The sequence below is a fragment of the Pseudomonas sp. MEJ086 genome, from assembly GCF_030209025.1.
In the GTDB taxonomy this organism is placed as follows: Bacteria; Pseudomonadota; Gammaproteobacteria; order Pseudomonadales; family Pseudomonadaceae; genus Aquipseudomonas; species Aquipseudomonas fulva_A.
Window position 1 is genome coordinate 46,744 of the sequence record NZ_JARVSV010000016.1, and the last position, 26,424, is coordinate 73,167.

Annotated in this window: 19 protein-coding genes, 1 other RNA gene and 1 pseudogene; 10 read left to right on the forward strand and 11 right to left on the reverse strand. The window is 58.4% G+C overall.

Annotated features, from left to right (window positions below):
- The first annotated feature begins 321 nt into the window (after positions 1-321).
- The 4 genes from QRN22_RS10860 to QRN22_RS10875 all read left to right on the forward strand — a co-directional run bounded on the left by QRN22_RS10860 (position 322) and on the right by QRN22_RS10875 (position 6,450).
- A complete protein-coding gene (locus QRN22_RS10860) occupies positions 322-1,821 on the forward strand; it encodes a purine-cytosine permease family protein (protein WP_042552995.1) in 1,500 nt (499 codons plus the stop codon).
- Between the two features lie 73 nt (positions 1,822-1,894).
- Positions 1,895-3,274, forward strand: coding sequence for a sodium:solute symporter family protein (locus QRN22_RS10865; protein ID WP_042553039.1), 1,380 nt, complete (start codon positions 1,895-1,897; stop codon positions 3,272-3,274).
- Positions 3,275-3,350: 76 nt separating this feature from the next.
- Positions 3,351-4,952: a 5-guanidino-2-oxopentanoate decarboxylase gene (locus QRN22_RS10870; protein ID WP_042552994.1), complete on the forward strand. Its 1,602-nt coding sequence runs from the start codon at positions 3,351-3,353 to the stop codon at positions 4,950-4,952.
- A 49-nt stretch (positions 4,953-5,001) separates the two neighbouring features.
- Entirely contained in the window at positions 5,002-6,450 is a 1,449-nt protein-coding gene (locus tag QRN22_RS10875) for an aldehyde dehydrogenase family protein (protein WP_042552993.1), read from the forward strand.
- Between the two features lie 15 nt (positions 6,451-6,465).
- Here the strand turns inward: QRN22_RS10875 and hrpB are convergent, their stop codons facing one another.
- Positions 6,466-9,012 carry an ATP-dependent helicase HrpB gene (gene hrpB / locus QRN22_RS10880; protein ID WP_042552992.1) on the reverse strand — a complete coding sequence of 849 codons (2,547 nt, stop codon included), beginning with the start codon at positions 9,010-9,012 and terminating at the stop codon, positions 6,466-6,468.
- A gap of 151 nt (positions 9,013-9,163) precedes the next feature.
- Between hrpB and pmcY the strand changes: the two genes are divergently transcribed.
- The 5 genes and pseudogenes from pmcY to QRN22_RS10905 form a co-directional block, all read left to right on the forward strand.
- Complete coding sequence (pmcY, locus tag QRN22_RS10885; RefSeq protein ID WP_042552991.1) at positions 9,164-9,583, forward strand: periplasmic Zn2+ metallochaperone PmcY; 420 nt, start codon at positions 9,164-9,166, stop codon at positions 9,581-9,583.
- A gap of 61 nt (positions 9,584-9,644) precedes the next feature.
- On the forward strand, positions 9,645-10,532 hold the full coding sequence (locus tag QRN22_RS10890; protein ID WP_042552990.1) for a cation diffusion facilitator family transporter: 888 nt from the start codon (positions 9,645-9,647) through the stop codon (positions 10,530-10,532).
- A gap of 155 nt (positions 10,533-10,687) precedes the next feature.
- Positions 10,688-10,963, forward strand: coding sequence for a PA2433 domain-containing protein (locus QRN22_RS10895; protein WP_042552989.1), 276 nt, complete (start codon positions 10,688-10,690; stop codon positions 10,961-10,963).
- 104 nt (positions 10,964-11,067) lie between these two features.
- Positions 11,068-11,459: a transfer-messenger RNA gene (gene ssrA / locus QRN22_RS10900) on the forward strand.
- Positions 11,460-11,646: 187 nt separating this feature from the next.
- Positions 11,647-12,165, forward strand: a pseudogene (locus tag QRN22_RS10905) (integrase arm-type DNA-binding domain-containing protein); the annotation flags it as partial.
- Positions 12,166-12,742: 577 nt separating this feature from the next.
- Here QRN22_RS10905 and QRN22_RS10910 read toward each other — a convergent pair.
- The 6 genes from QRN22_RS10910 to QRN22_RS10935 form a co-directional block, all read right to left on the reverse strand.
- On the reverse strand, positions 12,743-13,564 hold the full coding sequence (locus QRN22_RS10910) for a hypothetical protein (RefSeq protein WP_156152674.1): 822 nt from the start codon (positions 13,562-13,564) through the stop codon (positions 12,743-12,745).
- 538 nt (positions 13,565-14,102) lie between these two features.
- Positions 14,103-15,452, reverse strand: coding sequence for a GrpB family protein (locus tag QRN22_RS10915; protein WP_197076971.1), 1,350 nt, complete (start codon positions 15,450-15,452; stop codon positions 14,103-14,105).
- A 232-nt stretch (positions 15,453-15,684) separates the two neighbouring features.
- Complete coding sequence (locus QRN22_RS10920; protein ID WP_042552986.1) at positions 15,685-16,752, reverse strand: SAVED domain-containing protein; 1,068 nt, start codon at positions 16,750-16,752, stop codon at positions 15,685-15,687.
- Between the two features lie 8 nt (positions 16,753-16,760).
- Positions 16,761-17,216: a Mov34/MPN/PAD-1 family protein gene (locus QRN22_RS10925; protein ID WP_042552985.1), complete on the reverse strand. Its 456-nt coding sequence runs from the start codon at positions 17,214-17,216 to the stop codon at positions 16,761-16,763.
- A complete protein-coding gene (locus tag QRN22_RS10930; protein ID WP_231570129.1) occupies positions 17,206-18,840 on the reverse strand; it encodes a ThiF family adenylyltransferase in 1,635 nt (544 codons plus the stop codon). Before QRN22_RS10930 ends, QRN22_RS10925 begins: the two co-directional genes overlap by 11 nt.
- An 80-nt stretch (positions 18,841-18,920) precedes the next feature.
- Positions 18,921-20,126 carry a nucleotidyltransferase domain-containing protein gene (locus QRN22_RS10935; protein WP_042552983.1) on the reverse strand — a complete coding sequence of 402 codons (1,206 nt, stop codon included), beginning with the start codon at positions 20,124-20,126 and terminating at the stop codon, positions 18,921-18,923.
- 616 nt (positions 20,127-20,742) lie between these two features.
- Between QRN22_RS10935 and QRN22_RS10940 the strand changes: the two genes are divergently transcribed.
- Positions 20,743-21,291: a 3'-5' exonuclease gene (locus QRN22_RS10940; RefSeq protein ID WP_042552982.1), complete on the forward strand. Its 549-nt coding sequence runs from the start codon at positions 20,743-20,745 to the stop codon at positions 21,289-21,291.
- 28 nt (positions 21,292-21,319) lie between these two features.
- Here the strand turns inward: QRN22_RS10940 and QRN22_RS10945 are convergent, their stop codons facing one another.
- The 4 genes from QRN22_RS10945 to QRN22_RS10960 are packed head-to-tail and all read right to left on the reverse strand — an operon-like array spanning position 21,320 to position 25,983.
- The gene (locus QRN22_RS10945; protein WP_042552981.1) at positions 21,320-21,802 is read right to left on the reverse strand and encodes a Mov34/MPN/PAD-1 family protein; all 483 of its coding nucleotides are present in this window, start codon (positions 21,800-21,802) and stop codon (positions 21,320-21,322) included.
- Positions 21,799-23,583, reverse strand: coding sequence for a ThiF family adenylyltransferase (locus tag QRN22_RS10950; RefSeq protein ID WP_042552980.1), 1,785 nt, complete (start codon positions 23,581-23,583; stop codon positions 21,799-21,801). Before QRN22_RS10950 ends, QRN22_RS10945 begins: the two co-directional genes overlap by 4 nt.
- Positions 23,567-24,817, reverse strand: a complete 1,251-nt coding sequence (locus QRN22_RS10955) for a nucleotidyltransferase domain-containing protein (protein WP_042552979.1) — start codon at positions 24,815-24,817, stop codon at positions 23,567-23,569. Before QRN22_RS10955 ends, QRN22_RS10950 begins: the two co-directional genes overlap by 17 nt.
- Positions 24,817-25,983 (reverse strand): SAVED domain-containing protein, encoded by a 1,167-nt coding sequence (locus tag QRN22_RS10960; RefSeq protein ID WP_042552978.1) that lies wholly within the window; start codon positions 25,981-25,983, stop codon positions 24,817-24,819. Before QRN22_RS10960 ends, QRN22_RS10955 begins: the two co-directional genes overlap by 1 nt.
- Between the last annotated feature and the right edge of the window lie 441 nt (positions 25,984-26,424).

Sequence of the window (26,424 nt, forward strand, 5' to 3'; positions counted from 1 at the left end):
GGTCAGCGTGCCTAGGGTCTGTTGACGTTTCAGAGCGAGCCGCGTTGCCGCGAGAAATCTCGCCAGGCTAGGCGGAGGACGCAGGGAATGGTGTTCCCTTTTCAAGTCCTCCAACGACGCATGGCGAGATTTCCCGCGCAACCCGCAGGGCCGGGCCGGTTTTGCCGCGATGCGGCGTTTCTCGCCGGCTCATTTAGCCCGCTAAACCTCGCGGCTCGTGCCTTGCCTCGCGGCAAAACGGGCTCCGGCGCGGCCGTGCGTGAAACGTCAACAGACCCTACACCGCCCTAATAAAAATCGTGACAGGCGCTGGAGAAACACATGAGCCAATCGACGCGTATCGAAACCTTCGGTGTCGAACAGATTCCCGACAATCAACGCGGCGCCACCCCCATCGATCTGTTCCGTCTGATCTTCGGCGGCGCCAACACCTTCGCCACGGCGGTACTGGGCAGCTTTCCGGTGCTGTTCGGCCTGTCGTTCCAGGCTGGCGTGTGGGCGATCATCCTCGGCGTGGCGGTGGGCGCGGTGATTCTCGCGCCCATGGGCCTGTTCGGCGCACTGAACGGCACCAACAACGCCGTATCGTCCGGTGCCCATTTCGGCGTGCACGGGCGCATCGTCGGCTCCTTCCTGTCACTGCTCACCGCCGTGGCCTTCTTCTCGCTGTCGGTATGGAGTTCCGGCGATGCCCTGGTCGGCGGTGCCAAACGGCTGATCGGCCTGCCCGAGAGCAACCTGACCCTGGGCCTGGCCTACGGGCTGTTCGCGGTACTGGTGCTGGTGGTGTGCATCTACGGTTTCCGCTTGATGCTGTGGGTCAACAAGATCGCGGTGTGGGCATCCAGCCTGCTGTTCCTGCTCGGCCTCTTCGCCTTCGCCGGGCCCTTCGACGCGGACTATGCCGGTGCCGTCAGCCTCGAACAACCGGGCTTCTGGGCCGCCTTCATCGGCGCCGCGCTGCTGGCCATGAGCAACCCGGTTTCCTTCGGCGCCTTTCTCGGCGACTGGTCGCGTTACATTCCGCGGCACACGCCCAAGCGTCGCATCATGCTGGCCGTGCTCGCCGCCCAGGCCGGCACCCTGATTCCCTTCCTGTTCGGCCTGTGCACCGCCACGCTGGTGGCCAGCCAGGCGCCGCAGTACATCGAAGCCAACAATTACGTCGGCGGCCTGCTGGCCATCTCGCCGACCTGGTTCTTCCTGCCGGTGTGCCTGATCGCCGTGATCGGCGGCATGTCCACCGGCACCACGGCGCTGTATGGCACCGGCCTGGACATGTCGAGCCTGTTCCCGCGCCTGATGAGCCGCGCGGGCGCCACCCTGCTGATCGGCGTGGCGGCCATCGCCTTCATCTTCATCGGCCGCTTCGCCTTCAATCTGGTGCAGAGCGTATCGACCTTCGCCGTGCTGATCGTCACCTGCACCAGCCCCTGGATGGTGATCATGATCCTCGGCCTGATCGTGCGGCGCGGCTTCTACCACGCCGATGACCTGCAGGTGTTCACCCGTGGCGAGCGTGGCGGCCGCTACTGGTTCCAGCATGGCTGGAACTGGCGCGGCCTCGGCGCGTGGATTCCCAGCGCGGCGGTGGGCCTGTGCTTCGTCAACCTGCCCGGCCAGTTCGTCGGTCCCCTGGGCGAGCTGGCGGGCGGCATCGACGTCAGCCTGCCGATCACCCTGAGCATGGCCGCCGTGCTCTACCTCGCCCTGCTCCATCTGTTCCCCGAGCCGGCCAGCGTCTATGGCCCCGCCGGCCCGCGCTGGATACGCCTGAAAAGCAACGCTGCGCCCGCCCTGAACGATGCCGGGATCGCCTGAGCGCGCCCTCGACCGCTTCGCACACCGGGCGCCAGGCGCCCGGATCACCGCCAAGAAAAACGAGAACGAAACCATGATCCTGGATATATCCGTAGTCATCGTTTACGCCGCCGGCATGCTGCTGCTCGGCTGGTATGGCATGCGCCGAGCGCGCAATCAGGAAGATTATCTGGTGGCCGGGCGCAACCTCGGCCCGGCCTTCTACATGGGCACCATGGCCTCCACGGTACTTGGCGGCGCCGCCACCGTGGGCACCGTACGCCTGGGGTACGTGCATGGCATTTCCGGGTTCTGGCTGTGTGCCGCCCTGGGTGCGGGCATCATCGTGCTCAACCTGTTTCTCGCCAAGCCGCTGCTCAAGCTGCGCATCTTCACCGTCACCCAGATTCTCGAACGCCGCTACACGCCCATGGCGCGGCAGGCCAGTGCGGTGGTGATGTTCGCCTATGCGCTGATGATCGCCGTGGTCTCCACCCTGGCCAGCGGCACCGTGCTGCAGGTGTTGTTCGACCTGCCCTTCTGGGTCGCCATCCTGCTTTCCGGTGGCGTGGTGGTGATCTACTCGAGCATCGGCGGCATGTGGTCGCTGACCCTCACCGACATCGTCCAGTTCGTGATCAAGACGGTCGGCCTGATGTTCGTACTGCTGCCGATCTGCCTGTACCGGGTCGGCGGCTGGGACGCACTGGTGGCGAAACTGCCGGACACCGCCTTCAGCCTGACCACCATCGGCTACGACACCATCCTCACCTACTTCCTGATCTACTTCTTCGGCATCCTCATTGGCCAGGACATCTGGCAGCGCGTGTTCACCGCGCGCAGCGAGGGCGTGGCCCGGGTGGCCGGCAGCCTGGCCGGCGTGTACTGCGTGATCTATGGCCTGGTCGGTGCGCTGATCGGCATGTGCGCCAAGGTCCTGCTGCCCGACCTGGCCAACGCCAACAACGCCTTCGCCTCGATCGTGCAGAGCGCTTTGCCCGATGGCATTCGCGGCCTGGTGATCGCCGCCGCGCTGGCCGCGATGATGTCCACCGCCAGCGCCGGTCTGCTCGCCGCCTCCACCACGGTGACCGAAGACCTGCTGCCCAAGCTGCGTGGCGGTCGCCCGTCCAGCCTGGGCATGGCGCGCACCTTCACCTTTCTCACCGGGCTGGTGGTGCTGGTCATCGCACTGATCGTCAGCGACGTGATCGGCGCCCTGACCCTGGCCTACAACCTGCTGGTCGGCGGCATTCTGATTCCCATGCTCGGCGCCATCTACTGGAAACGCGCCACCACCACCGGCGCGATCGCCAGCATGGCGCTGGGCTGCGGCACGGCACTGCTGTTCATGTTCCGCGATGGCCTGGAAGCCAATACGCCGATCTACTACAGCCTGAGCATCGGCCTGCTCGCCTTCGTGGTGGGCAGCCTGCTGACCCGGCCTCAGACGCGAGCCACGCGCATCGCCTGAGGCCTGCCATCGGCTGCATGCCAGCGTGCCGGCTCGCAGCCGCCGGCACGTCAACATCCACTAAAAGGAAACTGCCATGACCACCTGTGGGGAATTCCTCGTCAAGCAACTGCAGGCCTGGGGCGTCGACACCGTGTTCGGCATTCCCGGCGTGCACACCGTCGAGCTCTATCGCGGCCTGCCGGACAGCGGCATCCGCCACGTCACCCCGCGCCACGAACAGGGCGCCGGCTTCATGGCCGACGGCTATGCACGGGTGAGCGGCAAGCCCGGTGTGTGCTTCATCATCACCGGGCCGGGCATGACCAACATCGCCACCGCCATGGGCCAGGCCTATGCCGACTCCATCCCCATGCTGGTGATCTCCAGCGTCAACGAGCGCGAGCGCCTCGGCCGGGGCAACGGCTACCTGCACGAGTTGCCGAACCAGCGCGCGCTGGTGGCCGGAGTCGCGGCGTTCAGTCATACCCTGATGAGCGTCGAGGAATTGCCCGATGTGCTGGCCCGTGCCTTCGCGGTGTTCGATGGCCAGCGCCCACGGCCGGTACACATCGAATTGCCCCTGGACGTGATCACCGCGCCAGCCGACCACCTGAACGTGCAACCCCGGCTGATCGCTTCACGCCCCGCCCCGCCACCCGCGCTGATCGCGCAGGCTGCACAGCGTTTGCGCCAGGCGCAAAGCCCGCTGCTGCTGATCGGCGGAGGCTGCGTGGCGCAGCCCGAGGCGGTACGCCAGCTGGCCGAGGCGCTGGATGCTCCCACCGCACTGACCATCAACGCCAAGGGCCTGCTGCCTGCCGAACACCCACTGCTGCTGGGCAGCAACCAGTCGCTGCCGCCGGTACGCCAACTGGCACTGAACGCCGACGTGGTACTGGCCATCGGCACCGAGCTGGGCGAGACCGATTACGACGTGGTGTTCGACGGCAACTTCCGCATCGGCGGCGAGCTGATCCGTATCGACATCGACGCCGACCAACTGACCCGCAACCAGCAGCCAGCGCTGGCGATTCACAGTGACGCGGGCCTGGCCATCGAGGCACTGCTGAGCGAACTGCCACACCGCGCCGGGGAAGTGCAAGGCAGCGGGGCCAAGCGGGCCAGCGCGGTTCGCCAGCAACTGGCCGAGGAATTCAGCGGCTGGGCCCACTATCGCCGCCTGTTCGATTGCATCCTCGAGGTATTGCCAACGGCGCGCTTCGTTGGCGACTCGACGCAAACCGTGTACAGCGGCAATCACCTGGTCGAACTGGACGGCCCGCGGCGCTGGTTCAATGCCTCCACCGGCTACGGCACCCTGGGCTACGGCCTGCCGGCGGCGATTGGCGCCAGGCTGGCCGAACCGACGCGCCCGGTGATCAGCCTGATGGGCGACGGCGGTATCCAGTTCACCCTGCCGGAGCTGGCCAGCGCCGTGGAGGCGCGGGTCGGCATCGTCGTGCTGCTGTGGAACAACCAGGGCTATGGCGAGATCAAGCGCTACATGGAACGCCGCGACATCACCCCGCTGGGTGTGGACATCTACACCCCGGACTTCCTGACCATCGCCCGCGGTTTCGGTTGCCTGGCCGAGCGTGCCCGCGACCACGCGCACCTGCAAGCCCTGCTGCGCGAGGCACCGGATGACCGCCCGCTGCTCATCGAACTCGCCGAAGCGCCGCCTTTCGCCCCCTGAATCACTCGACCTTTCCACCGCGCTCAGGCGCGGCTACCGGAGCATGATCATGAACACGCCGCACTACATCGCTGGCCGCTGGGCCGCAGGCGAAGGCACCGAGGTTCTCAGTGTCGTCGACCCCGCCCTCGCCCAGCCTTTCGCCGAACTGCGTGCCGCCAGCACCGCTCAGGTCGACCAGGCCGTGGCCGCCGCCCGCCAGGCCCTGCCCGCCTGGAAGAGCAGCGCGCCAGCCGAGCGCGCCCGCTACCTGAGCGGTTTCGCCGCAGCCATCGGCGGGCGGCGCGATGCGCTGATCGAACTGCAGATGCGCAACAACGGCAAGCCGCGCCACGAGGCCGAGGTGGACATCGATGATGCCGTGGCGACCTTCGCCTATTACGCCGATCTCGCTGCAGACCTGGCCGACCAGCAGAACCGGCCAGTTGCTCTGGCAGCCCCCGGCTTCAGCTCGCACACGCGGTTGGAGGCCATCGGCGTGGTCGGCCTGATCGTGCCCTGGAACTTCCCCCTGGTGACCAGCGCCTGGAAGATCGCCCCGGCCCTGGCAGCCGGCTGCACCCTGGTATTGAAACCCTCGGAGGTCACCCCGCTGATCGAACTGGCCTACGGCCAGATCGCCGACGAACTCGGCCTGCCTGCAGGCGTGCTGAACATCGTCGGCGGCAAGGCGGAAGTTGGCGCGGCACTGAGTGCCCATCCTGAGATCGACAAACTGTCCTTCACCGGCAGCAATGCCGTGGGCAGCCGCGTCATGCACAGCGCCGCCGAGCATTGCCGGCCCGTGACGCTGGAGCTGGGTGGCAAGTCGGCGATCATCGTGTTCGACGACTGCGATGTCGATCAGGCCATCGAATGGATCATCGCCGGCATCTGCTGGAATGCCGGGCAGATGTGCTCGGCGACCTCTCGCTTGCTGATCCAGAACGGCATCGCCGATACCCTCCTGCCGCGCCTAGCCGACGCGCTGAATGCCGTGCGCGTCGGTAACCCGCATGTCGGCAACCCGCTCAACGAGGAGATCGACATGGGCCCGCTGAGCAGCGAAGCACAGTGGCACAAGGTCGGCGACTACCTCGCCATCGGCCAGCAGGAACAGCTCAACTGCCTGGCGGGCGGCCAGCCCCTGGCAAGACAGGGCTGGTTCGTGGCGCCGACGCTGTATGCCGATGTGCCCACCGACAGCCGTCTATGGAACGAGGAAATCTTCGGCCCGGTGCTCTGCGCGCGGCGCTTCGATAGCGAAGCGCAGGCCATAGATTTGGCCAACGACAGCCGCTTCGGCCTGGTCGCCACCGTGGCCAGCGCCGACCTGCAGCGTGCCGAGCGCGTCGCCGCGGCACTGGAGGTCGGCCACGTGTGGATCAACTCGGTCCAGGCGGTGTTCGTGGAAACCTCCTGGGGCGGCACCAAGGGCAGCGGTATCGGCCGAGAGCTCGGCCCCTGGGGGCTGACCGCCTATCAGTCGGTTAAGCACGTGACCCGCTGCCTGGGCTAAGCCATCTGCAGCACGCTACTTGCGCGGTTTGGCCCGCGCCGTGGGCTCGGCGATCAATGGGTCGTCGGGCCAGTAGTGCTTCGGGTAGCGGCCTTTCAAATCCTTCTTCACCTCGGCGTAGGTGGTGCGCCAGAAGTTGGCCAGATCCTGGGTCACCTGCACGGGCCGCCGTGCCGGGGATAGCAGATGCAGCAGCACCTGCTGCCGGCCATTGGCAATGCGCGGCGTCTCGGCCAGGCCGAACAGTTCCTGCAAGCGCACCGCCAATACCGGTGGGTGTTCGCTGTAATCCAGGCCGATGCGCGAGCCGGAGGGCGCCGGCAGGCTGCGCGGTGCCCATTCGTCCAGGCGCTGGGGCAACGGCCAGGGCAACAGGGTCTGCAGCATCGACGGCAGATCGAGGTTGCCGAAGTGGCTCAGCCGGGTGACCTTGCCCAGGTAGGGCGCCAGCCAGGCATCCAGGCTGGCGAGCAGTGCCGAGTCCGAAACGTCCGGCCACTCGCTGCTCGCCTGGCTCTGCAAATCGAGCCCGCGCAGCAACATGATCCGCGCCTGCCATTGGCGCAGCTCGGGCGTCCACGGCAGCAGCGCCAGGCCCTTGCGGCGCACCAGATTGACCAGCGCGGCGGTGCGCGCCTCGGCGCTCAGTCCGGCCAGCGCTTCACGGGACAACACCAGATCGCCCACCTTGCGCTGCCGCTCGGCACGCAGCACACCTTCGCGCTCATCCCACTCGAGCAGATCCTGGCTGGTCACCTGTTTGGCCAGCACGGAGTCGAACAGCGCCGGCTCCAGTTCGGCGGCCAGGTAGATGCGTTCTTCACGCTGGCCCTGGCGGCTGCCCAGGTCGGCAACCACCAGCCAGGCGTGCTTCATCAGCGCATCGGCTTCGTTGAACAGCGCCGCACGGCCATTGGCCAGGCGGTATTCGGCGCCGCCCTCGCGACGCTGCCGGGCGACACGATCCGGGTAGGCGAAAGCCAGCAGCGCTCCGAGCCAGCGACCGCTCTCGGGGTCGCTCACTGCCTCACTGACCGGCACCCGGCGCAGATAACCCTGAAATTGCTTGGCCAACTGCCGCGCTCGCTGCACGCCGCCAGCAGCGCCGCGTGCCGCCCGGCTCTCGCCCGATAGCAACGCCAGGCGACTGTGCAAGTCGGCACCAGCGCCGCACTGGCCGCCGCGCACTATGTCGCGCTCGCCCAGCAGCGCCGCGAGATCACAGGCCAATTCGCCCAGCCCCAACGCCTGACCGCGCAGCAGCAGATGAGCGATACGCGGATGGGCCGGCAACTCGGCCATGGCCTGGCCGTGGGCGGTCAGCACGCCGCGCTCGTCGAGGGCGCCGAGGCGCAGCAACAAGTCGCGCGCCTGGGCGTAGGCAGCGGCAGGTGGTGGGTCGAGCCACACCAGCTCGTCGACTTCGACGCCCCAGCGTGCCAGTTGCAGCGCCAGCCCCGCCAGGTCGGCCTGGAGAATTTCCGCCGAGGAATAGGCAGACAACTGCTCGTGCTGAGCCTGTGACCACAGCCGGTAGCACACGCCGGGTTGCAGGCGCCCGGCACGGCCAGCACGCTGGGTGGCCGACGCCCGGGAAATGCGCCCGGTATCCAGGCGGGTCATGCCGCTGCCCGGGTCGAAACGCGGCACCCGCGCCAGGCCGGCATCCACCACCACGCGTACGCCGTCGATGGTCAGGCTGGTCTCGGCGATATTGGTCGCCAACACCACCTTGCGCAGCCCGGCCGGTGCCGGTTCGATGGCCGCACGCTGGGCCGACAGCTCCAGCTCACCATGCAGCGGGCAGACGCGCACGTCGGACCGCCCAGCCAGCGCCTCGCCCAATTGTTCGGCCACCCGCCGGATCTCTGCCTGGCCAGGCAGGAACACCAGCAGGCTGCCCGGCTCATCGGCCAGCGCCTGCAATACGGTTTGCAACACTTTCGGCTCCAGCCATTCGCCGGCCTGCCAGGGGGCGCCCCAGCGGGTATCCACCGGGTACATGCGCCCCTCGCTGCGCAGCACCGGGGCATCGTCGAGCAGCCCGGCCAAGCGCTCGCCCTCCAAGGTGGCCGACATCAGCAACACCTTGAGCGGCGCTTCACCGCTGTCGGCGCCGCGAAACATCGCCCGGCCGTTGAGGGTCAGCGCCAGGGCCAGATCGGCGTCCAGGCTGCGCTCGTGGAATTCATCGAAGATCACCAGCCCCACCCCCTCCAGCGCTGGGTCGTCCTGCAGGCGCCGGGCGAGGATGCCCTCGGTGACCACCTCGATACGCGTGCGCGGGCCGACCTTGCTGTCCAGGCGAATGCGATAGCCAACGGTCTCGCCGACCACTTCGCCGAGCTCGCTGGCCAGCCGCTCGGCCGCGGCACGCGCGGCCAGACGACGGGGTTCGAGCATGATGATGCGCTGCCCGGCCAGCCACGGCTGATCGAGCACGGCCAACGGCACGCGGGTGGTCTTGCCGGCGCCGGGCGGCGCTTCGAGCACCACTTCATCGCGGTCGGCCAGGGCACGGCAGAGGTCGGGCAGCAGGGAATCGATCGGCAGGGTATTCATCGAGGCTCCATCATTGGCCGGCGATTATACGGCGAACCGCCTCCCGGCTTCGCCGGTCAGATGGCATCGGAAGCTGCGTGTTCGCAGCGCCACAGCAGCTTTGCAATCCGTGCCTTGCTATAGTGGCGTCCACTTTTTCTGGAGGTGCTCGATGCGCACGAAATCCCGTGTTATCGGCGGCGTTCTCGCCGTTACATTGTTCACTCAACTCACCGCCTGCGGCACTATCTTCTATCCAGATCGTCGCGGGCAGATCGAAGGCCGTGTCGACCCGGTCATCGTCGGCCTCAACGCCATCGGCATCCTGTTCTACGTGATCCCCGGCCTGATCGCCTTCGGCGTCGACTTCGCCACTGGCGCGATCTACCTGCCAGGCGGCCTGAGCGCCCAGGTCAGCCCGGACTCCCTGAAGGACGTGGTCGATGCCGACGGCAAGGTCGACACCGCCAAGCTCAAGGCCCTGATCGAAACCCAGACCGGCCACAGCCTGCCGCTCGACGATCCGCGCCTGATCCAGCACAGCGGCAGCAGCGAACAGCTGGCAGCCTATGGCTTGATCCCCGCAGCCTGATTGACCCGCGCAGCCCGTCAGCGATGACGGGCTCCCCACCTGCCGCCCCCATGGATTGCCCATGACCCTCGCTCGCCAGCACGCTCGCCTGATGCGTCAGGCCACTGCCGCCGCACTCTGCGTGGCGCTGACGCTGGTGCTGTGCAAGGCCGTCGCCTGGTGGGCCAGTGGCTCGGTCAGCTTGCTGGCCGGCCTCACCGACTCGCTGCTCGACAGCGCCGCCTCGCTGCTCAACCTGATCGCCGTGAACATCGCCCTGCGCCCCGCCGATGACGACCACCGTTACGGCCATGGCAAGGCCGAGGCCCTCGCCGGGCTGGGCCAGGCGCTGTTCATCGGCGCCAGCGCGATACTCGTCGCGGTACAGGGCGTCGATCGCCTGCGCCACCCCGAGCCGCTCGATGCACAGGCACTGGGGATCGCGGTGATGCTGCTATCCATGGTCCTCACCGTGGCCTTGCTGCTGTTCCAGCGCCATGTGGTACGGCAGACCGGCTCCACGGCAATCCATGCCGACTCGCTGCACTACCGCTCCGACCTGCTGCTCAACGGCGGCATCCTCCTCGCGCTGCTGCTCGCCTACTTCGGCTGGCAACAGGGCGACGCGCTGTTCGCCATCGGCATCGCCGCGTACATCCTGTGGAGCGCCTTCAGCATCGCCCGCCAGTCGGTCAGCGTGCTGATGGACCAGGAACTCGCCCCCGACGTCAGCACGCGCATGAGCGAGCTGGCCTGCGCAGTGCCCGGCGTGATCGGCATCCACGACCTGCGCACACGCCTGTCCGGCACCCGCTGGTTCGTGCAGTTGCACGTCGACCTGCCGGGCACGCTGAGCCTCAATGAAGCCCATGCGCTCTGCGAAAAGGTCGAGGATGCCATCCGCGCCGAATTCGCCCAGGCAGAGGTGCTGGTACACGCCGATCCCCTGGATATACCTGCACCAACTTGATGCAGGCCATGCGCCACCAGAAAAACACTGAACCGCCGTCACGAAAGGCCAGTCAGCTTCAGTAAGCCCAAATGATTTGGGTGGGTCGCTCCCGGCTTTCCTCACCCTCGACCTGGGCGGCACCGGGAACCTATTCGTGATGAGAGGATTACCACATGAAGCGCGTATCCATGTTCGTCATTGCCGCCGTACTGGCCGCACCAGCCTTTGCAGCCGATGACCTGTGCACCGTCAACCTGCAGAAACTCGACAATGCCGTGGCCACCAAAGCCACCCTCGCCGATCCGCTGAAATCCCAGGTTCAAGAAGCCAAGAAGCAAGCCACCGATGCTCAGGCTGCTGGCGACCTGAAAGCCTGCGGCACCCACGCCGAGCGTGCCCTGCAACTGCTCGACGCCCCAGGCGACGACGGCAGCGGCGCAACCAGCTGATGAGAACCAGGCCAGCCGTAACGCTGGCCTGATTCAGCAGGCGCAGTGCATGCCGGTCGACTCCACCCGACCTTTGGCGTACACTGCACGCCTTGCACGCTTTTGGGGCCGATTAGGATTCGACGCCGGTAGCGAAGCTCGAGGTGCATGCCGACTTGGTAACAGAAGTCGTAAATCCACTGTTGCAACTTTCTATAGTTGCCAATGACGAAAACTACGAGGGCTACGCTCTCGCTGCGTAAGCGGCGCGACTAGTCCTTCTGGTAGCTTCGGCTCCAGCGATCACTAGGGGATGCCTGTAAACCTGAAGTGATTGTCATGCAGAACAGGATCGCCGCGTAGTACGTTGTGGACGAAGCGGCTAAAACTTACACAACTCGTCCAAAGCACCCTGCCCGTCGGGCGGCTGAGGATTAACTTAATAGACACGGCTAAGCATGTAGTACCGACAGTGGAGAACTGGCGGACGGGGGTTCAAATCCCCCCGGCTCCACCATTTGATCATCTAAAGACGTCCACGGACGTCTTTTTTTGTGCCTTAAATCCAGCAAATACAAGGATTTAGCGGCTATTGAGGTCTTTGTAGCTTCTTGGAGTTCCAGAAGCTCTGGTATTCCATACGGTATTCCAGCCCCTCCGGTGCTAACCTTTGGAATACCAAATCAGTGTCTGAGGGAAATCTCATGACTGCTCAAACCCTTCGCCTTTCCGATCGACAGCTCAAGGGAGTCAAACCCGCGTCCAAGGATTACGTCCTCACCGACGGGGACGGTTTGCAACTGCGCGTACGCAGCAACGGCTCTTTGCTGTGGAATTTCAATTACCGTGAACCGGTGACTAAAAACCGAATCAACATGGGCTTGGGTACCTACCCAGAGCTTTCGCTGGCGAACGCCCGAAAGATGGCAGTGCAAGCCCGCGAGCTGCTCGCCCAAGGCATCGATCCGAAAGTGCAGCGCGATACGATAAATGAGGCCAAGCGCGCAGAAACGGAACACACATTCGAGAACGTAGCCACTGCCTGGTTCGAACTTAAGAAGGACTCGGTCACGCCGGCCTATGCCGAGGACATTTGGCGGTCCCTAACGCTGCATGTGTTCCCCGACTTGAAGACGACGCCACTCGCGAAAATCACTGCGCCGATGGTGATAGAGCTGCTCCGTCCAATCGAAGCGAAAGGCAGCCTAGAGACGGTCAAGCGCTGAGCTCCCTAGTTGCGGAGCAAGAAGCTACAAAGACGGCCAGAAAAAAATTCAGGTTTGTAGAAGTGGTGTCGGTCAAGTCGGTGTAAACGGCTCATTTAATTTGGCCTCAAGTCATTTTTTGTTACCCTGGGTAATCCGGCCTGAAGCCTTGAACGTTAGTACAGTAACCGTATCGCAGGCTAGGTTTTACATTAGAGCTCCATCCAAAACCCCGATACCTAACTTTTTACAACTCCCATCCTCCAGCCCCACAACTGAGAGTAGTGGCGGGGAGTATCTGGCCAAAGGCAGCCGCTCGCGAACGGCATTTATCGACCCAAAGCTAATATTTACAGAGAGCGTCATTGGAGTGTCTAAATATGATTTATGGAACTTGACCAAACCCTCGAGAACTCCTGCCCGTGGCTCGCGCAACAGATGAAGGATTTTCTCAACCAAGGATATTTAGATTTTTATACCAAGGTAAAACTGCAATCCGCATCGCCAGCACAACTTCAAGACATGAACAAATTCACTTATATTTTGCTCGTCAAACTGCCGTACCGCCTATCTCATCAAGCACTTTGCAGGGTAACTATATCAATTTGCGATACTGCTCGACCGATATTGTATTTATGTCCGGTAGGACCGTGGAAAAAATAGCATCATTACTAACAATTACATTATCATGGTCAACGAGATATATTGTATGAAGTACATCTAGCAAGTCGTTTTTTGACGCAGCTTCCCGGAGACACTTTCTTTTTAAGTCATAGCCAAAACTTGCAAAAAAGTACAAATCAAGACTATTATTATAGATGCTTAATATTTCCTGACTACTAAGTTCCGAGTCCGGATATAAAGCCTTATAAGTTGCAGGCGCGTCTTTTTGTTTCATGCACTCCATAATGACCCGTGAAGGATGCAAGTTCTTAGGCAATTTTTTTAAGTAGTCAGGCGTCTCACGCTCAGGCGAGAACATTTTATCCAAATCTAAATGAACGGTCTTTGGAGGTGAGGCGGGAACAGCATAGGCCATAGTCACCTTGGTTTGAAAAACCTTGGTTCCAAACTCATACCGCTCAATGATCTTATCGTAATTGTGCTGCGTCAATTCAGTATTTGATAAAATGCTCCGTATCTTATCCTTCACTGCCTCCGACTCAAGCACATATGCTCCGCCTCCAAAAGCCAACTCCATCATCTCAAATGGCATAAAATCTATAAAACTCAATTCAACAGCCTGAAGAGCTTTAAGCACACCCAATCTAACATCACTATCCCTAGATCTACCGATACCCTTAGTCAACTCAAAAAGTGAAAACGTTGACGTATAAGACTGCTTGAGCAGTTCTTTGTTATTACCGACGGATCCTCCAAGCGCTCTCAAAGCGTTGGTTTCTAAATAATATCTCAACTCAGCCCCCTATATTTTCTACTTTAAAATTTTACTAAGATCCCAAGTATCGCCCGCTAGCTAAATCACCAACAAAACATTCAAAAGTTCTTTTTTACGTTTCAAAATTTTCAGGATGTCTTGGGTGTCTAACAACTGACATATATTTCATTAGCTTGTTCATTAGCTTGATTTAATCCAGCCTTGAAATATGTCATTTGGCCATGATTATCATCCTAGCTCTGCTGCTCGGACATAAAGCTAGGAGTTGCTTGAGTTGTCTGCCAGCTATGGGTCTCAGCGATAAATCATAAGTGGCTGCTTTTAACCCAGACTGGGTGAAAACGTTTTAGAGCAAGTTTGACAATCAGGACCGGAACGAAAATCGCGATCCTACGCAAATTCCAGGTCTGTTGGCTAACCAAATGCTGGCGGATTTTACGCAGCAACGCAGACATCAAAACGGTGCATGCATTTTCACACAGCCTGAACCCAAAACTGCCGGTGACAATCGACCTCATCCGACTATGCCAGCACCAATTGACAACAATCACGTAGACTACTCTTCTTGCCCACCGACGAGCTTGGCCTCGATATAGGCCTGCCATCGTCGATTTAGGCCAGCCCGACCAAATTTATAAACTCCAGGCAAGGTTATAGGAGCTCTTTCAATAGCCGCATTGTAATCTGACATCAGAAGTAAAACATCAGACTTTCGATACCCTCTTCCAGCTACAGCCTCAACCCGTTTGAATATTTCATCAATCGCAAAAGCAGAGCTTCTGTACGCGAGCAGTAAACCTAAAGCGTCAGATGAAATCCCAAAAATCATAATCGCTATCATAACTCGATACAGGGATATCAGATTATCCGAATCAAATGAAGCTACAGCAGCACCACTTACGACTGACACCGCAACTATAAATAGAAAAAGCAAAACCGCCATTGCTTTGAAGCTTATATGATGGAGATCACGAGTCCAATACGATGATTCTTCAATCATCTCGGCCAAGCGCTTATGGCCCGGAGCTTCTCGAGTCGCGAAATGATCTTCTTCACGCCGAACATTATTAGGGGAGATAGGTACTCTAAACCCATCGCTGATTCTGAGTTGTTGCCCAGCCGACGGCTCCAACTCCAGCCCACTCATTAATAGCACAGCTCGGCGTGCCTGATCCCCAGCAGATCTATGCGATAGTTGTTTCTGGCCTAAAACGAGCCACACAAGCATAAAAACAAAACCTGCAACGGCATAAAGATATAGATTTATATTGTTATTCGAATACACCGAAAGCCCAGCAACTACGGCTACGCAAAACTGAATGAGCATCATGCTCATCTGTAATTTTTCAGCCCTATTAGACTCAGCACGCTGATGGCTTAGCAGTCGATTGATTCTAAACTCGCCATCAACTTCTCGCAGCCTACCTTCAATAAAATCCTTTTTGCCAACCCCATAAGCTCCAACGTCATCATGGTAAATTTTCGCAAGCTGCTTTTTTAAATCAGAATAGGCTTTAGCAAGTTTCTTATCAGAAGTTAACTCATTCCTAAAAAGGAGCATATCCCTTGCCCAGCGACTATGCGGCTTACAAATATGGACATGATAAGAACCTGAGCCATCAAAGGTATATTTTGTAAGAAAGCACCTTGGAACATCATTGCACTTTTCACTTACATCGTAGCCTAAGGCCTCCAGTTCTCTCACAACATCATCGACTATATCCCAGTTACTGATCGAAATGAGCATATCCACGATAGGCTTGCCGGACAGGCCTTTAACCGATGTTGAACCAACATGATCAATATAAATTTTTGTGGAACTCACCGCCGACTCAATTAACTTCGACTCCTTTGAAAAATGCTCACTCCAAGAATCACTATACTCAGAAATGCTAACCGTATTCACCTTGCCCCCAATCCCAATTCACCTTAGCCCACGCAATAATGCTCATGGGTGACCGTCCATACCTCGTATCACATGCAACATCCCGCGGAGTGAATCGACCCTGGTTTCCCAGACGAATCCGCCCTGCTGGTTTTGGCCGACTCCCGTCGGTCACGAGAGTCGGGAGTCGGCCAAAAGCTGCAAGTCACCACCCCGCGCTTGCGCTGCCAGTATTGATGGGCGCTCCTTGGACTTATCGTTGCGTCAACTCAGCATGGGACAAGCCCGCTACTGGCATCCGAATCGCCCAAGGGAATCGTTTGGGATCGCTCTGCTCATACTGATTAACCTCGATACGAGGAAGATTACGTTTGTCGTAGAGAGTGCCCAACCGCAGCGTGAGACTCGCGGGTGCAGCCAGAAATAGAGAGATTTCGGTGACACCTTGCCGAGCCAGAGACATCACAGTATCTAGAAACTGCTGCGCGAGTTGCTGCTGCTTCGTCTCGGACCAGTGCGAACTGATGCTGCGCCCTTCCAATTCCAGTTTGATGATTGGAACGCCAGTTTCAACAAGACGTACATCAGTCTCCAGGACATCGTATGAAGCAGACACGCAAAGCGCAACTCGCTTCACAGCTGAGTTAGCAGCATCTAGCCCTGTAACAATGAAACGATTGCCATCATCTTCATCAGCAAGCGCGCGCCACGCATGCTGGGTCCGATCCCAATCCATGATGAACATTCGGGATTCATCGTCGACAATCACGCCGAGTAGAAAAAGAAATGGTACGGGAGCGAGCCCACCGAGCACGAAGGAGATATCCGACCTGTCCAACCCATCACAACGTCGAGCGATATCATCGGGCAGACTAGCAAGGCGGCGTACTGCCGCATCAGGGCTGACGATTTGACCATCTACTATCCCTTGCCTTAGATCAACTATCACCTGTTCGCGCCGTCCCGGTATTGAGGAAGGAACTGCCGATGCCAATGGCTGGCCCTGCCAATCTCGCAACCCTCTCGCCTCAACGACGATGGTTTTCTTGCGACTCTCCTGACGGATGTCGCGAATGATCAGCAATGCTCCCAATAGGACGATAAGGCTCGCGATAACGAACACCCCCCAACTTAACGCGCCAGTACTGCCAGCCGAGTCCCAGCTGAATATAAAGGCCCCCTGTGATGTGGGTATCGTTACACCGACTGTCAGTCCTACAAGAACAACCGCTAAGACAGGCACCCCAATTCTTACTAGTGTTACACCCACTGACCGTCGCCGAAAGATCCAATCAATTAATGACCGCATGAAATAGCTCATCAACTTTATTACTCCAATATATCGACTGACGAAGGGTTAGTGCTCCGGCAAAACAGAGAGCAGGAGCAGGAAATCCTGCGCCACCAGTGCAACCTGACGATCAGCAACACAGCGAATTCGATTCCCCGTTCACCCTCAACCAGATCGATCATTGAGGTAATGTCCTGAGTGCTCGGCGTCACCGAAAACCGAGGATGGGAGTGCCACTCTCCCAAGTAGTTAAATCGATCATATTGATGTCCCGTCTCGCGAAAGAAAGCGCTTAGAGCGTCGGCATGGGCCTCTGAGCTACGTACAAAATGAGCCCGTCCGCCAGTCTCGCTATCAATCGACAAATCGACGACCCGAAAATGACCTGGCGCGATCTGCTCGCCCATGAGAACCCCACCGATTTCCCGGCTACCAGCGGCTCTGAGCGCCCTACGCAACTTGTCCTTGACGGGTTCCGAGATCTCAACCCGCATCGCCTGCTCCGGGCAGTAGGTCGGCTAGCAATTGCTTGAGAGCCTCGGAATCACCTGCCTGCTGCTCTGTGTCCCACCCATCGCTTGCACCGAGGTCGATTGGTCGTACGTCGAAGGGCGCGGAGAATATCCATCTCTCAGCCATTCCGATGAGGTAGGCGGAATAAGGGAAAATCGTAGAGTCGGGGCGGGCAAGAAGATCAATGGCGAAACGAGACAAATGTGCTGCAACAACAGAAACATCTGCGTCATCAGCTATCAAAGGCACCCCTGCACCGCCAACCTCCGAGTAAGGCTGTGAGGCACCGTCCTCAGGCCACTCGACCCCCTGATTCGAATACCAGGCTTCGAGCCGTTGCCGGGCTGCGAGAGGAGTCGGATCTATCCCTGGTCGTAGGCGAACAATAATGCCACCAGCGCCGCCACCGAATACTTGCGCCCAGCACATCTGTTTCTTCGCCCTACGTGCAATGGACGCGCATAGATTGAAGACTCCCGGATCGGCGCTGGCATCAATAATCAAATCACAGTCTGCGATGTACTCCATCGTCGCAGAAGTTGCCTCACCACTTTCCTGCCCCCCCAAGACTGTAGTGCGACTGAGAACTTCGCAATCAGTGCTGACTTCCTGAAGCCGGGCTGCCAAGGCTTTCGACTTATGCATACCAACCGCCCGCCAGTCTAGTTCGTTTCGAACCAGGTTGCCCGAAGCAAGCACATCTGCATCTACGAGTACAAACCGTCCGACTCCTGATCGGGCAAGGTGCACGGCGACTTTAGATCCGACGGAACCACAGCCGACAACTGCGACTTTCGCGGCTTTGAGCCGAACGTACTCAGGATCGAGGCGAACGCCATCCAGCTCAGCAAAGACTTGGTCGTAGTTGATGAGCTTCCGGGATCCAACGTCGCCGAAGACCATTGAGACCAATATGCTAGCGCCATCAAAGATAATTACCATCATGAATCCAGGCGCTTGCATTAGCTCGGCGACCAAAGATTCAAAGCCATGGCGTTCAAGGAGCACCACCAGATCATCAAGCGTCCGACATCCGACCGACCCGCCATCAGGCAAACGGACCACCTTACCCGCTAACGAGCTAGCGCCGTAACCGCGCCTCTTCGGTTCGCTCCAGAGAGAAGCGTCCGCAGAACCGATACGTGCAAGCTGGGCCGCATAAACGCCGGCATAAGAGTGCTCCTGAACTTCAGCGTCTACCACATGCCCCTCTTCGACCATCAACAAGCCGGCCCATACGTTCCGCGAGTAGAGGAAGCGAAACACTGCGTTTCTTGCTCGCTGAGCCGAAAGGGTTCGGTGCTCTGATAGTGCAGGTTCACCGGTTACCTGTTCGGATGACAGCAAGCGATAAGCACTTTCAATCATCATGGCGCCCGTGACTTCTGGCATCCAATTGTCGGGACGGTACTGCAAACAGAGCTCACCGGCTGCACCGTATTGATGTCCCGACAATCGAACTCCATCCCGCGGAACAACCGAAGGGGGTGTATCTGGAAAAAATTCAGGGTAGGTGAGTGTCAGCGGAATGATCCGCTCACCCACTTGCAGATCGAAGTCAGCAGCGATCTGCAAGTCAGCCGCAAGACGCCATGTTACAGTCATGAGCCAAGGGTTCTGATCTGCCAAGTCCGACACTGCGGCACGCTCGGACTGCGCACGGCCGGGCTCCTCCGCCCACCAAATCAAGCAAACCCCCTAGGCGAAGTTGGCTCCCGTCGAGTGTTCGGGAATACCGGAGCACTAGCTGCTGCAGCACCCACTAAGGCCGCGGCTGTGGCGGGATGTAGCATGGTTCCGGGAGGTGGTTCGAGACGCATGGCAGCTCTTTCAGCCACGGCTCCCATCCGGGGCTGGATGCTTTCGATCAAGCGACGCCTTTCGACCTGGCCCGCAAGTGTTTCGAAGTCTTGACGGGCCTGCCGCAGCCACTCAAAGAACGCTGCTTCCCGCTCAGGATGCTCAGGCCACTTATCTGCAAAATTTTCGAGAGGGTCGGAAGGGTTACGAATGATGCAATGGTGTCCATCATGCTCAACGAACTGGTCCATTCGCGAAAGGATCGAGTAGAGAGCATCGGCGATCTTTTCTTCACCGTTGTAAGCATGAGCGGCAAGCGTGGTGATGATGATCGAAATGGGGCGCTCGTCATACCGCCCTTCAAACATACCGTCACGGTGGCGCTTCAAGATCATGATCGCAGACTGGAGAGGCGTCCTGATTCTGTAGTCCGGAATATCCTCTACGCTAGCTTTGATAGACTCCGCCAGCGCCCGCCTACGACGTTCGAATTGTTCGCCCATCCGCTGCCTGAACCACTCGGCATATCCTTTAGGGTTCGAGCGCTGCCAATCATCCGAGAGCACCTCATATACAGGCGACTCAATGTCGGTGATAACCATCGCTGTCTCAGACCATTTCAAGTCTAATCCTTGAGCTTCTAGCAACAGGCGCTGGCGGGCTGCGTTGGGGATAGACGGAACGATATCCATATGGAACTGAGCACCATCTGCATAGTCCAGTACCCAGCAGCGGCGCCCTTCGCGAACGGGCTTAACCATGCTCTGAGCGTTACGGTAGGCTTTTATCTCGTCGCCAACCAACGCTTTCAGTTTGCTCTGAGAAAGATCCTTCGTTCCGAGGGTGCGAAGCAAACAGACAGAATCGACGTCGTACTCCTCCTCATCATTCAAAGGACGAATCGCCGTACCCAGTCGAAAGGACCCCTGCACGTAAACCTGCGGATCGTACTCGACGACGGTGGACTCCGAACGGTGGAGCCAGTCACCGAGTGACGCATAACTACGGCGCGCCTGCTCGTATCGTGATTCACTGATTGCAAGTTCGTCTGCAAGCGCGGCGAGAAAATCTTCGGCGGTTTTTGTCGGCATTTTCCTATCCTCCCTGATTTGGCCAGACCCATGTAATCAAAATGCTATCATCGATTGGAAGCGTGATGTTGCATAGTTGTCCGCCTGAACGGCAGCACGGTTTTAGAATTGATGTACCCAAGAATGCCGAAGCGCTAACGCCAACAACCTTAGCTGCTTCGCTGCAGCGATGGGCCTATATCAGTCCACTATCGCGTTTAATGCTGGAGGTCGGAGGTGAATCGCCGGAAGATTGGCAGAGTGACTGCTTTTCGACCCCCTCCGAGGGTCTGCTACTGGCCGGGGCGGTGTAAAAATTTTTTGATCGGCACGGCTGACCGGAATCACACGACAAATCACATTCCTACACAAATTTCAGGTCTTCTGTGCTGCCGATTGTCAGTAGATTTCGCATAGAAACGTATGCATCAACATCGGGAGTGCGTTTTTTACACAGCCTGCGCCAATAGCTGATTTCATTGCAGTTCGCTCAGTCGTGACGGACGGGAATCGGCCAAAAACTGACGATACTGCGATGCCTTGATAGTCTGTATGACTGATCAATAATGGTCCGTACGCAGGGAACTCAGGCAGCCACCACCAATGTATCAACGAGCATTGACGAAAAGGATGCGACATGAATACCGATGAGCTTTATGTTTCCGTCGACGTCGAGACTTCTGGACCGATACCTGGCGAATACAGCCTGCTTTCCATTGGGGCTTGCCTTGTAGCCCAACCTGCAACGTCCATTTATCTTGAACTCCAACCTGACAGTCCGAAACACGACCCAGAAGCACTGGCAGTATCCGGGCTGAGTCTAGAAAAATTGGAGCGCGAAGGCCTCGCTCCGCTGGAGGCAATGCAGAGACTTGATCAATGGCTTCAAGCGTCTTGCCCAACGGGACAGAAAGTCATTTTCGTGGGGCTCAATGCACCGTTTGACTGGTCATTCGTCAACTACTACTTCCACAAGTATATGGAAACGAACCCTTTTGGCTTTACCGCCATCGACGTGAAGGCCTACTTCATGGGCGCTTTTGGTTGCAACTGGAAGGAAACAAAGTCCTCCCAGATGACCGCCACGCTGAAGCCGCTCAGCGCACCCAACCACAATGCATTAGATGATGCTCGCTTTCAGGCAGAGCTCTTTACGCTAATGCTGGCGGATAAAGGTAAACGCTAACCTGCCTCCCACGGCTCCGACTTGGGGCTTATCTGAGCCAGGTTGCCTCAATATATCTGCCGCCCCTGAACGACCACGCCTTGATGCCTTCTGGTTTTTCGGACTTGCCGACGATAATGGCTATCGGGTGCGGCAGATCCTGCGTGTAACGCGCAGCAAATCTGGAGAAACTTCCTATATCAGCCGGAGAGATTGCCGGAACAGATTGGGGATGCGTATGCCAGTAGCCCACCAGACGTAATCCTTGTTCGTTGGCATCCTGAATCTCCTGACGGCAGCGCTCCGCATCCAACTCTAGCCAAGACCCGCCTGACCGATCGGAGCGATGTGGCAGCGTGGCCAAGGCCAGCAGCAAGCCAGCCGGGTTAACAGGGTTGACGAATAATTGTCCCCCTCGCTCCACGCCAAAAAGGCCCTGCCGATGACTATCCAAGACGTCCGCGACCGCTTGCGACACCAAGAGCTCAGAATTCACCTCCGGCCATCTCCAGCGCCAAGCGATATGCGTCATACCGTTTCATCCTTATATTCCGGCCATCCGCGCTCCAGTAGGATTTGCTGTGCCCCTTCTGGCAGTTTGGGCCCATGGTATTTGCCTCCTAGGCTCGGGACGTCTTCAGGCCTGTAGATGCTGCTGACCCAAGATGCATTGTCGATATTTCCGGTCAACGTGCGCAAAGCCGTGTGCGACACCATTGAGGCGATATTCGTCATCCCCAGCGATCCGCCTGGAATGAAGCTCTCCCCACAGGCCGGCAGTGGAACAACACCTCCTCCCGGCCACTCAGTGAATTTATGCCTGAAATCGCCGATGTCCGTGAACAAATGCCTGCCATCAAAGGCGCCGGCTGGTGCGAAAAGCGCATGTCCCACTTGGGTGTGCGGCTCGCTCCAAGCCTGTAACAGCCCCCATGTGGCGCCGCTGGATTTAGCCCGCCATACAGTGACCTCCGATTGCCAGTCTGCTGTCGTAATCACCACCAGATCCGCTGTATCGAATACTTCTAGTTTGCTGCTCATCACAACTTCAGCAAAAGTCGGATAAGCGGTGCATTCTGTAGTCGGAAGATCTAACAGAATCTTGTCCCTCAACGCTGTGGCCTTCAGTCTTCCTAGACTATCCGCTCCCAGAACGTGTCTACCGAGGTTGGCTGACACCAAAGTGTCGGGATCGATGAGGGTAAGGTGGCCGACACCGGATCGCGCCAACTGTATTGCCACCGCACTGCCTAATGAGCCAACGCCGACACAAACTACCCGAGCGTTTTCAAGGTGCTTTGCAGTGCCGCTTATATCGCGGGACAGAATGGAAGCCCGATCAAGTACGTCCAATGCGGTTGCTCGGACGAGCGCCGGAGCATGTGCATCTGCAATAGCTGGACGGCGGCGCGCAGTGCGCAAGCCAAACTTTGCCCCCCGCTCCGGCTGTACGCCGAAAGAGCGAACATTGAGACAATAGGTTGGAGCGCCCGCCCACCCAGGAAGCTCCAAGACAATCCATCGACTAGCCAATGTTCCGTGCAGGTCAAACCATGCCAGCAATCGCTCGGCATCGCCTGGTTGAAGGTGTGGCGTAAGCCACAGCAATAAGTCTTCTGGATCCGGGGTACGAATATCCGGATAAGTCTGAAGCTTGACGTAAAAACCCGGAGTTTCGGCCGCGCGAATTACAGCGGAGCGCCCGACAACCCGTCTGTAATGTCCTTTGAGTGCAGCTACGTTCGATGCTAGCCAAACCGTTTCCTGGCCGGATGGCACAGCCCGACGCGGATCGCTGAGAGCAAACAACTCCGACGCTGCCTGAGGTCGATCTAAGAGTAAGAGGTTCTGAAATGAATGACCGTGCTGAATAGACCAGTAGGTAGTGATCTCATTCTGAAATTCGATATCGCGCCTTGCCTGACTTGATCCCATCTCGGATAAAGAAACGATCTTGGCCAAGCGAGCAAGGCTGTCCTCTACCACGACCTCTGGGCCGCCCATAATGGGGCGCTCCTGAAAGCCGTGAAGGCAAAGCCCCGACTTCGTGGCATGCGGCCAGACCAGCCATGGAGAGGGTTCGACATTCAGCCGCAAAAGCCCACGGGGGAAATTGGAGGGAAAACCAATACGCAGTCGCCGCTCTCGCCCCGTGTAGTCGATGGGCAAGGGAAAGTGAAAGCTCGCCGCTTCGTCAGCCCGCATGGGTGCGGGCTGGAGCAGTGCATCGGCAGCATCCTGACCTAGGGCATTTCGCAGTGCGGCGATTCCACGCTGCAATGGCGTCTTAATAGGATCAGCCAAGGCGTCCAACTGGCTTTACGCTCGATTGAGAGGTTCCGCCACCGCTAGCCCCTCCGAAGAGCGCGCCCATCGAGGCAGAATTTCGAGTGGTACCATCCGGTCGACCAGGCATCGTCCAGTTCGCTGGGATTTCATTGTTCACCGCTGTAATGAACGCCGGCGCCATACCGAAGTTCTCTTTCACTGCCTCAGCAAAGGAATCTGCGGACTCGAAACTCTCCAAACCTAAAGATATTGATGCGCTGGCGTCAGCGTGCCACGTGGCAAATGCCTGGCGGTAGCCGTGCCCTTCGCCAGGTCTATTCCATTTCTCCGCAAAGTTTTCGCCGTTATCAGCGGGGTTGCAAACAAAGCAGTCACTGCCTCTGTGTGCAATATGGTGCGGCATCCTACGAACAATCTCCAGAATTGCATCCAGCGGGGCCAAAGGCTTCGATTTGGACTCTTTCACGACATCTAGGTAAGCATGGGTGGCTAGGGTCGTGATAACGGCCGATATAGGGCGGATATCCGCGCTCTTAGTTTTGATGGCCCATTCGTCACGATGCCGTTTTAGCAGCTTTATGGTCGCGCGTAGCGGATCCTGATCGATATAGTCCTGATAATGCGGCAGCGGATCCTGTGTCGCTGCATCAAGCATTCTCTGACTTTTGGCAATCACCAAGCTCTCCAGAGAAATTTCCTGGGCAGAGGCAACCTGCAACCAATTCGAGTAAGGAATAGGGCTGCTTGCTTTCCAACCTGTGACCCGATCCGGAACCTCCAGCTTACCCTCGCCGTTTCCTTCGCCATTTCCGTTAATCGCGCGGGCAGGCGTGACATCGATATGGAAGCCGGGATTTTCGTCGGCGTAAACGATCCGAATGCCACGACGTAGTTGCTTAACTTCTTCCTGAACGCGAGAGCCTTCCCTAAAACGCTCCTCAATCGCTTCTAGGACTTCCTTTGCACCAGCGCCTTGAGCATGAGGCAGCCAGATAATAGCGTCCGCATCAATCGTGTCCAGATCCGCAGGCGCGCCGGAGATTGGCTTGATGGTCGTCTTCAGCCGCATAGAGCCCTGTACGAAAATATGGGCCTCAGCAAGCAGCGGGTTGTCGGAGGCCGAAAGGATTTTTTCCAGTTGGGAGTAGCGATCATTAATTTTTTCGTACTGCGCTTCCGACAGCGAGATGTCCCGCGCTGCGCGAAGCAGAAAATATTCCCAACTGCTGCGCTTGGTCTGTTCGTTGCTCATAAGCATTACATGGCCTCCCGGGCCTCGAGGCCCAAATGCAGTATTTGCGTAAACCGATTTTGGTTTTCTCTGTCCCGATCAAAGATCAGGTAAGGATGCTGATGCTGTGTGGTGAGCAACGCTCCAAACTCAATGGCCAATGCCGCAGGGATTGCCGCAAAGACGTGGATAGGGTTCGGGGTCAGGGCCTCAAGTTGGCTCAGCCCTATCTGAAGGGCATCGCGAAAAGCATGAATCACCCGACGGTTCTGTACCATCGTGTAGCTAGGTTCTGGAATCGACAGCTCTGTAATACGCGCACCGGGTAGAGCGTCGGTCACGTCGCGAATTGGAACTTGCGCAGAAATGGAGAGCACCAGCGCCAGTGGGCCATCGCCGTTCGGCGGAGGAGTAAACAGAAACTTGGGCGGCTCAGCGGACTGATCGGGCCAGCGCAGAAGATGCTCGCGGTTAAAAGAGAAGATCAAGCGTTTGGAACGGTCGCCGATACCTTGGCCCAACATCATCAAAGCTGGAATATCGGCCAAGCCCACTACAGCTAGTGCAGGCGCGTCGCCATAGGTGCCGCCGCGACGCTTGAGTTGTTGCTCCAGCTCATACTGAACGCTGTCTTTGACGTTCTGCCAATAGGTCACGTCCCTGCCTCGCGGTCCGGGCGCAGGGAAAGTGATTTTGATGCCTTGGTCGAAGGCGGTTAATCCCTCAGCAGACATCGCAGTCAACAGATCGCGGACAGGAATGTCGTTGATCGTCTGGAAATGCTGACTCTGGACAATTAGAGGAATGGCTCTGCCACCATCGGGGGTCGTTGCGGCGAGTCGGATGCGTTCTAGGTATGCTTGGTGCAAACCACTCAAGTCATTTTCAGGGTAGCCATCTGCGTCACGATCAATTTTGTCATGACAGCCTGGGCACAGAAGCATGAGGTTGGCGGTATCGTTCGTGTGCGCTTCAGCATCATGATCCGCGCGTCCACGGGGGCCTCTCGGACTGGCCGGAAGGATATGTGCTACCTCGCCCCAGTTCATTGGCTTACCAGCACGATAGTCGAACGTAAGATCTGTGCCGCATAGCTCGCAGTGGCCAGCTGTCTGGATCCATACGATCCGCTTCGTTTCATCGTTGGTATTGAAACGCCCTTTCGCGACCTTGGATCCTTCTTTTCCTGCCATTCGACCTTTCCCCCCAGTACATCCGTAATTAAAACTGATGATGGCCAGATAAGATCATATTGAGGTCATTTCACTCAATTTCAAGAGAGGTAGGCGCTAAATAGAATTATCCAGTTTTTTGACAGATGAAACTTCCACCAAAGCACCTGGAAGCGCTGAGTCATGGGTGACCGCGACATCTAACACCACCGTTTTTTGGCAAAAACCACTCATGTGAACGTGTAAGCCGCTCGAGCGCACGCGACGATAATGGCCTCTTTAAGGTTGGCTACTGTACCGTTAAATCAGTGGACAACTACTTATTAGCGGCGTCCCCCCTAACTGCCACACAGTTTCGTGAGCGCACGATTGGCAGATGGGGGAGCAATTAGCTGCGCTACGCGGAGGGCCCTCTTCTCGCCAGCAGTTGGCTCCCCACTAGCAGCTATTCGCAATCAACTG